At 70.8% G+C, this 8,020-nt stretch carries 8 protein-coding genes and 1 pseudogene; 3 read left to right on the top strand and 6 right to left on the bottom strand.

Annotated elements, in window-relative coordinates; genetic code table 11:
• From ACFV0Q_RS34660 to ACFV0Q_RS34640, 5 genes are all read right to left on the bottom strand, one after another.
• Positions 1-900 (bottom strand): FAD-binding protein (locus tag ACFV0Q_RS34660; protein ID WP_385010961.1); only part of this gene is annotated, 900 nt, incomplete at its 3' end.
• A 35-nt stretch (positions 901-935) separates the two neighbouring features.
• Complete coding sequence (locus ACFV0Q_RS34655) at positions 936-1,076, bottom strand: hypothetical protein (protein ID WP_385010959.1); 141 nt, start codon at positions 1,074-1,076, stop codon at positions 936-938.
• Positions 1,077-1,579: 503 nt separating this feature from the next.
• A complete protein-coding gene (locus ACFV0Q_RS34650; protein WP_385010957.1) occupies positions 1,580-2,098 on the bottom strand; it encodes a VOC family protein in 519 nt (172 codons plus the stop codon).
• 27 nt (positions 2,099-2,125) lie between these two features.
• A complete protein-coding gene (locus ACFV0Q_RS34645) occupies positions 2,126-2,977 on the bottom strand; it encodes an aldo/keto reductase (protein ID WP_385010955.1) in 852 nt (283 codons plus the stop codon).
• A 527-nt stretch (positions 2,978-3,504) separates the two neighbouring features.
• Positions 3,505-3,630, bottom strand: a complete 126-nt coding sequence (locus ACFV0Q_RS34640) for a hypothetical protein (RefSeq protein WP_385010953.1) — start codon at positions 3,628-3,630, stop codon at positions 3,505-3,507.
• A 209-nt stretch (positions 3,631-3,839) separates the two neighbouring features.
• On the opposite strand from ACFV0Q_RS34640, the gene ACFV0Q_RS34635 reads away from it, so the two are divergent.
• Positions 3,840-4,487, top strand: coding sequence for a hypothetical protein (locus ACFV0Q_RS34635; protein ID WP_385010951.1), 648 nt, complete (start codon positions 3,840-3,842; stop codon positions 4,485-4,487).
• Positions 4,488-4,673: 186 nt separating this feature from the next.
• Here ACFV0Q_RS34635 and ACFV0Q_RS34630 read toward each other — a convergent pair whose 3' ends face one another.
• The gene (locus ACFV0Q_RS34630) at positions 4,674-5,384 is read right to left on the bottom strand and encodes a hypothetical protein (RefSeq protein ID WP_385010950.1); all 711 of its coding nucleotides are present in this window, start codon (positions 5,382-5,384) and stop codon (positions 4,674-4,676) included.
• Between the two features lie 291 nt (positions 5,385-5,675).
• Here ACFV0Q_RS34630 and ACFV0Q_RS34625 point away from each other — a divergent pair, with 291 nt between their 5' ends.
• Together ACFV0Q_RS34625 and ACFV0Q_RS34620 are read left to right on the top strand one after the other, a co-directional pair.
• A complete protein-coding gene (locus ACFV0Q_RS34625; protein WP_385010948.1) occupies positions 5,676-6,647 on the top strand; it encodes a mandelate racemase/muconate lactonizing enzyme family protein in 972 nt (323 codons plus the stop codon).
• A 1,071-nt stretch (positions 6,648-7,718) separates the two neighbouring features.
• Positions 7,719-8,020 (top strand): annotated as a pseudogene (locus ACFV0Q_RS34620) (hypothetical protein); the annotation flags it as partial.

The following is an 8,020-nucleotide window of genomic DNA, read 5'->3' as shown; positions in this document are numbered from 1 at the left end:
CAGGGTCTTGAGCGCCGGGCCGGTGTGCTCGCGGCGCACGAAGTACTCCGACTGAAGTTCGTTCCCCGTGCTGGGCATGAACTCGGCGCGGAAGTGGGGGAGACGCAGGTGCCACGGGCCCGGTATGGCCAGCTGCGGCGTGCAGTTGACCGCGGAGTGTCCGTCGACGGGGTGCACGGGTGCGTCGGCCAGGACGCCGCCGGTCCAGCCGAGGTCCGCGGCCTCGGCACCCATGCGGTGCTTGATCCAGATCTGGCTGTGCCCGCGCCAGTCGGTGAACACGCTGACGCTGTAGGCGCTCGCCGCGATGTCCGTGAAGTTTTCGGCCGGCGAGGACCACGGGACGTCCGTGTAGACGTACTGCTGGACGTCGTAGGCCGGGACGAGGTCAAGCGTCAGGCTGGTGACGACCCCCAGGGAGCCGAGGGAGACCACGGCACCGGCGAAGTCCGGCGAGGTCCGGTCCAGGGTGATCAGGTCGCCCTCGGCCGTCACCAGATCCATGGACCGTACGCCGGCGGCGATCACGGGGTTGTCGTCCCCGGATCCGTGCGTACCGGTGGCACAGGCCCCGGCCACCGAGATGTGCGGCAGTGACCCGAGGTTGCGCAGCGCCAGGCCGTGTTCGTGCAGGCGGGGGCAGAGCTCGGCGAAGGTGGTGCCGGCGCTCACGCGTACCGTCCGGCGCGCTGGATCCACGTCGATGACCGGGGGGAGGCGGTCCAGGCGCAGCAGCTGCCCCGAGGTGTCCGCGACGGTGCTGAAGGAGTGCCCGGTGCCCAGGACACGGACGCGGCGATGAGTGGTCACCAGGGCCTGCACGTCCGCCACGGAAGCGGGCTGGTGGACTCCGGCGGGGGCGAACGTGACGTTGCCCGCCCAGTTCGTCAGGGGCTTCATGGGGGTGATCCCTTCGTTCTTTGCGGCGGACGGTTTCACCGGGCGGACGGCTGGAGTGTCCGGAACGCCGGACCTCCGGTGAGTTCCGCCTCCAGCGTGGTCAGCGCCGGGTTCCTGGTCTCCGGCACGTACAGGAGGGTGAAGGCGAGGAAGCCCGCGGTGATGAAGGCGAACATGCCCCGCGGAGAACGCGTAGCAGGCTGTGAACACCAGGACCGCCGCGACGGTCACCAGGCCGGTGGCAGCCGCCGCGGACGCCCGCAGGCCCCACGCGGCGACCGCCAGTGACGCGGCCATCAGCGCCGCCCCGCAGGCGACGACCACCGGTCTGCGCAGGGCAGGATCGCGCAGTGTGCCCACCAGGCTGTACGCGGCCGGCCGTGCGGTCGGGGCGGAGCCCGTGCCGGCCCCCAACGCCAGGCCGGTCACCAGCCGTCCCGCGACCGGCGCGGCGAACGCGGGTGCGGCGGCCGCCACCGCGCAGCCGGCCGCGGCCACCACTCCGGCCCAGACGAGGGCCGAGCGGTGCGAGTACCGTCCGGCCCACCCGGCCGCGGCCGCGCAGCGCCCGCCGGGCCGAGACGGGCCCGGCGCGGTCCTGAGACGTCATGGGGCTGCCTTTCTGGGTGCGTCGGCGGCGAGGGTCGGGCAGGCGGGGCCGGTGGGCCGGCGCGGTGGATCACTGCTCGTCCGGCGGCCACAGGACGGGGCAGCCGCGTGCGTCGCGGTAGGGCTCGGAGCCGTCGTCCCGGATGATGGGCTGGGGGTCGCTGCTGACGAATTCGAGCCGCATCCCGTTCAGGTCCTGCCTGCTGGTGAACCACAGCAGGATCCGGTCGTCGTCTCCCAGGGCCATGCCGTCGTCGAAGATCCCGAGCGAGGCGAGTTCGATCATTTTGCCCTCGGGGCTGGGACAGTCCATGAAGCCGAGGTGGTGGAATCCCTCGCCCTGGTCGGGCCCGTGGGTTCCCGAGCCGTGGAACTCCATGAGCTCAATGTAGGGCGGCCCTTCCTTGGAGAAGGAGATGCGCGCGTCGTGGTGGTGGGGTGCGGGCTTGCTGCGGTCGCAGTACCGGTCGGTGCGGTAGCGCGCCACCTCGCTGAACGTGTAGCCGGTGGCGGCCGACCAACGGGCCACGGCCTTGTCGAGGTCGGCGACGAGCAGGGCCACGTGGTGGATGAGCGGGGCCGAAGTCATGGTGTCTCCCTGGTGCGTTCTAGCGGGTCAGAACTCTTCGTGGGTGTCCGGGTCCATGGCGCTCTGGCTGCCGTCGAGCAGGTCCAGGTCGCGGTGGTCGTTGGAGGTCAGGTGGAAGTCGAAGACGCCGAGGTTCTCGGCGAGGCGGCTTGGCCGCTTCGTCTTCGGGATCGGCACCAGTCCGTTGTCGAGGTGCCAGCGCAGGACGGCCTGGCCGGGAGTCCTGCCGTGGAAGTTGGCGATGCCCTCCACCATCGGGTCGTGGAGCAGGGATCCGCCGTGGCTGAGCGGCCCCCAGGACTGCAGGACGATTCCCTTCGCCGCGGCATGTTCCCGCCATGACGTCTGCGCCAGGCGGGGGTTGATCTGGACCTGGTTGACGGCGGGGACGATGCCGGTCTCCTGCTCCAGCCGGTCCAGGTGGGCCGGGGTGAAGTTCGACACGCCGATCGACTTCACCAGCCCGTCGGCGGCCAGCTTCGCCATCGCACGCCAGGTGTCGACGTAGCGGTCCTGACGCGGCAGCGGCCAGTGGATGAGGAGGAGGTCCAGGTAGTCCAGGCCCAGCCGCTGGAGGCTTGCTTCCAAGGCGCGCGCCGTGGCGTCGTAGCCGTGGTCGCGGCCCCGGACCTTGGTGACGACGAAGAAGTCCTCGCGGGGTACGTCGGCGGCCCTGATGCCCGCGCCGACCCCGTGTTCGTTGCCGTAGCTCGCGGCGGTGTCGATGAGGCGGTAGCCGACCCGGGCCGCCCAGCGGACCACCGCCTCGGCTTGGGTGTCGGGTATTTCGTACGTTCCCAGACCCATGCTGGGCATGGACGTGCCGGAGTTCAGGAGCACGGTGGGTACGTGCGCTGCGGTGATGGTGCTGCCACACATGGTTTCAGCCGATCGTCTGCGGGACCCGGGCCGGACCCGGGTGGTGCCGTGTCTTGCGGACCCTTACGACGCTAGGAGGATCGGGATCGCCTGCCGATCGACCGTCCACCCCGTTGCGGGACGAACCCGTGTCCTCCGAACGGTCGACACCGCACGTCAGCCGCCGGGACGGGCTGCCGGTCCAGGAGCAATCTCGCTGACGAATCGCAGCCACACTGCGGTGCACCTCTGTGAATCGCCGGAATGCGGGCCAGGCTGTCATCGATTCCCGGAGCACTCCGGCCAACATGGTCTCCATACCGTTCTTCCTTCCACTGCCCCCGCACCGTCGACGCCGCACCGCCACGGACGGCGGTCGTGCGTCCCTGCCGGGCGGGCCGCCACCCGGCGCACCGCGTACGGGCGCACGACGGGCTCCCGGCACTGGCGAACAGTGGCGGGAGCCCGTGGCGCGACCCCGGATCGGCTCAAGGGGCGGGGATCCCCGTTGGGCCGTCGGGCGGTTGGTAGCCGTCGACGGCGTGTCGTCACTCGGCGGAGACGGCGGCGTGGACGGTGCCGAACTCGGCGACGATTGCCTGGGCCAGATCGTTGGTGAGGGTCATGTCGGGTTGTTCCTTTCGCTCGAACCACGGCTTGTCCGTGAAGGGCATCGAGTCCACCACTGCGGGACCATGCGCACCGTCGTCCGAACGGAGGACGCGGGGGATGAACGGCAGCCGCTGATTCTGCGGATGGAGGACACGCGTTCGTCCGTCCGTTCCTGAGATCGACCGATTGCGGCGCGCGGCCGTGTGGTGCTGGACTGGCAGTGCCCTCCCGGAAACGGCAGGACACCTCGGCCAGTGCAAAGGAGAAGGACATGTCCACGATGGGACAGCCCCGCCGCGCGGACGGCCTACGCAACCTGCGCTACGGCGAGATCTTCCTCGTAGAGCCGCGGGCGGAAGGCCATCACGTGGCGGTGTACAACACCACGGGACTCAACGCGTGCCCCCAGGAGTGGTGGGACGCGCTCGACCCCGTCGCCCTCGCACAGGAGTGCAACGTGCCCGGCGTCCGGCTGAACGGCCCCCGTTTCTGGACGGTCGACAGGATCACGTCGTTCGATGCCGGTGGCGTCAGGACGTTCGCCGGCCGGCAGGCCCGGCTCGTCGCGCGGCTCGTGGTGCCCCCGGGAGAGGACACCAGCGGTGCAGCACCCAAGCGGTACTACGACGAAGTCGTGGTCGAGCGGGAGAACGAGTACCTCATCGAAGCCGGCGCGCCGGTCTACAGCCTGCACGCACCTGGCGGCGCCACCTACGTCATGCAGGCGTACGCACACATCGTCGACGACACCCTGACGGCGGAATCCCTCGGCACCCTCGGAGAACGACTGCGCCTGCCCCGGGGCTGGCGGTACTCGGTGCGCGTCACCGAGGAGGACGAGTACCTCCGGACCGTCGACGGGAAGGCCCACGTGGTGCAGGACGAGCTGGAGAACACGTACGTGCTCGCCGCCCGTTGACCCCGGCGAAGGGCTTCGCCCGGGGAGCGGGCGATCGACTCGCAGGACACCGCTCCGCACTCCCGGTCTCCCGCCCCCACCACTCCCGGACGAGGTCGGTGAGCGTGTGGAACTCAAGGTCCCGCTCGTCCGGACGGCTTCAACGGATCCGCTGCGCCGTTCCGGCGGTCACCTCACCGACGGAGGTCAGGCGATGGTGTATCCGAGGATGCCTTCGGCCGTCTGCCCCTCGCAGTTGAGGTCGTTGGAGTCGAAGTGCTCACCGGTCGCGGTGACCATGCAGCGCCGCAGCGGGCGGGTCAGCACCATGCCCGGCTGGGTGTCGTCGATGTAACCGAGGCGGGTGACGTAGTCCCTGCCCTCGCAGTTGGGCTGGATCGAGGTGAAGGTGTCGTTCCCGCTCTGGCACATGTAGAGGGGGACGGTGCCGGGCTGCTGGGTGTTGTGCAGCCGGCCCAGCTCGCCCTCGCGCTTGTAGGAGATGTTCGGGCTGCCTGTGGTGCTGCTGAGATGGTCGGACTTGTAGCCCAGGAAGCGCTCCAGGGGACGGGTGCCGGGGCCCGGGTCACCCGTACAGCGGACGTACGCCTCGATCGACTGCAGGCCGTCGTAGGTGGCGGCGATGATCTTCGGCGAGCCGGTTGCGGAGCACTGGCCGGCGGCGTAGCCGTAGGTGGACGCCTTGTAGGAGGCGTTCTGGTAGGCGCTGGCCACGATCCGCGGATCCTGGTTGGTCGCCGCACCGCCCCCCGACTGGCCGATGGCCATGCCGGTCGCCGTGCCGGAGAACACCGGTGTGGCGGGGCCTGCTCCGTCCGTGGAAGCGGGGACGGTGAGCGAGACCGCGATGGCGCCTGCGGCGACCACGGCGGCCGCCATGCGACGAAGCCTGAGCACAGAGAACTCCTTGCAGAGAGGATCGGAGAGTGGGAGAAAATCCACCGACTCGAAGAGGAGTTCTCCCGCGGCGGGCGGAACCGGCGACCGGAGCTGTCACCGGCTCGCCTCGGCCGCCGGCCCGCTCCCCGTCTACGACGCACTGCGCGAGCACCCTCAGGAGGAATCGCCTCGCCGACTTCCGCGACCGTTCCGGCGGACGGTCGCGGGCTCGGCCCCGAAGTTCGCCGCCCGCCGCGGGCTCGTGTCCCGCCCCGCGTACCGGATGCCCTGGGCTCCGTACAGCCGGATGTGTCCTACCTCGGCCAGCGGCACTACTGGATCGAGCCCGCCTTCTGGGACATCAAGGCGAAGAAGGCCGGGATGCCGCTCTACCGCCTGCTCGGCGCCGATGGCGGGCGCGTCCGCCTGTACGCCTCGACCGGCGAGGTGCGCTCACCGGAGGCCCGGGTCGAAGAGGCGGAAGCCAGGTACCGGGAGGGCTTCCGGGCGATCAAGCTCCGCGTCCACGACTTCGCCGAATCCGTGGACATCGCCCAGGTCGAGGCCGTCGTCCGCGCCGTCGGCGACCGTATGAAGGTGGCGGTGGACGCCAACCAGGCATGGCGGGTGACCACGGTGTCCGATGCTCCCCTGTGGAACCTGGCGCGGGCCAAGCGCTTCGCCGACGCCTGCGCGGACATGGGCGTCGCGTGGATCGAGGAGCCCCTGCCGATGGACGCGTACGACGACCTGGCGGAGCTGACGCGGTACAGCAAGGTCCCGATCGCCGGCGGCGAACTGCACACCGGAGGGCTGGCGGAGCTGCGGATGATGATCGAGCGCCGCTGCTACCGCTGGTTCCAGCCCGACGCCATGTTCACGGGAGGCATCGCCCAGACCCTCGAGGTCATCCGCCTGTGCCGCGCGGCCGGGCTCCCGTACACCCCGCACACGTGGACCAACGGCATCGGGTTCGCCGTCAACCTCCAGCTGATGGCGGCGGGCGGGGACAGGGAGGAGGGTCTGCTGGAGTACCCGATCAACCCCCCGTCGTGGACGGTCCCGGCCCGGGACGCCGTCCTCGCCGTACCGTGGACGCACGACCGGGGAGAGCTGGAGCTCCCCACCTCCCCGGGCCTCGGCTTCGACATCGACCACAAGGCGCTGCGCCGTCACGGAACCCGGTTCCACTCCGCCGGCAGGCTCTCCGTGGCGGTGAAGGCCGTACGGGAGAAGGGTCTCAAGACGGCCCTGGACATCAACAAGGCCCGCCGACGGTGAAGCCGACACCGCCCTCCGCGGCGGCCGCACAGGAGAAGGCACACCGCACGGTCATCACCGGGTGAACACCGCGCGGATCTCGGTACTGCCGGGTGAACGGCTCCGGTTGGCACGCTACGCGCCCGCCCGCCGCCGGACACGTCGAGTCGTACTGGGCACATCGCGCGAGGTGCCGCCGACACGGGTCTTCGCACGGATCCGCGAGATCGAAATCCGCGACGTGCGCCAGGATTTCATCCTGGCGCCGCCACGGATGGGACCGTTCGTCCGTTCTCCGGGGACGTCGGAGAGACCACGGTACGGCGGCCGGGCCTGCGCGAGGCACGCAGGGGGACCCGGGAGCCGACGACGCAGCGCGGGCGCGTCGCGCCGGCGGTCGCAGCGGCTGCTCGGGAGAACGCAGGGAGAACCGCGAGAGGCCGGATCAACGCGGGAAGGCAACACCGGGCGTAGGGGCGCGAGGTGCCGTACGCCGTGTCAGCGGGCAACCGGTCCCGGGCACGTAGACGGCGGCCTTCCCGGGGGAGGGCCGCCGTCGTTGGCCGCGCTGGAGACGTTCCGCGAAGCTCCGCTACGAGGCGCAGTAGACGCTGGCGTGCGTCGCGCCGAATTCCGACACGATGGCGCGGGCCAGTTCGTTGGACATCTGCATGGCAGTTCCTTCCTTCCGTTCATCGGCGTGCTCGTCCGAGTGCGCCGAGTGGTGGGTTCGGCCCCGATGGCGCGGTCGTCCGGTTCGTTGGACCGGGGACTCTTCCGCGCCGGTGCTCTGGCACCGGCAGGGAACGCCGGACCGGATTTCGACACTAGGGGCTGCCCGTGCGTAAGCCGTCCTCCGTTCGGACGACGAGGGGGAGGACATCCCTGGCCCGCCCACGAGGAAGCCGTCCCGCGCTGCGGCTGTCGCCCGTGCGGGAGTACCGCGTGCGCCACCAATGCGGTAGGGCCGTCCCCGGAGCCCCAGGTCGTCCCCCCGGTCATCCGACCGGACGGGGCCGGTCGCACTCCGCGTCCCTAGGCTCGAAAGCCCGTCGCAAGAGGGGGCCAGTACATCAGCGGGAGGAGACCCCAGTGACCACCACCGAGACCCAGCCGGTCCCGTCGACCGGGACCCGGCCGGCGGGACGCACGCCCGCGTGCGCCCTGCTGCCCGCGGGCCAGGACCTCGCCGATGTCCTGTGCGACCTCTCCGTCGCCCACGAGGACATCCCGGAACTGCTCGCGGTCCGCGACCTCGTCATCGCGGACCATCACCTGAGCGAGCTCCTGGAGCGCGGCGTCGAGGACCTCTTCCGCGACCCGCACCGGATCCACGGCCAGGGCGGGACGGCCTGGCGGCCCGCCGGGCCGGGGACCGTAGGGCGGTGCTTCCC

Origin of the sequence: Streptomyces sp. NPDC059564, from assembly GCF_042735575.1 — a bacterium.
Lineage (GTDB): Bacteria > Actinomycetota > Actinomycetes > Streptomycetales > Streptomycetaceae > Streptomyces.
This window is presented reverse-complemented; position numbering and strand designations above follow the sequence as displayed.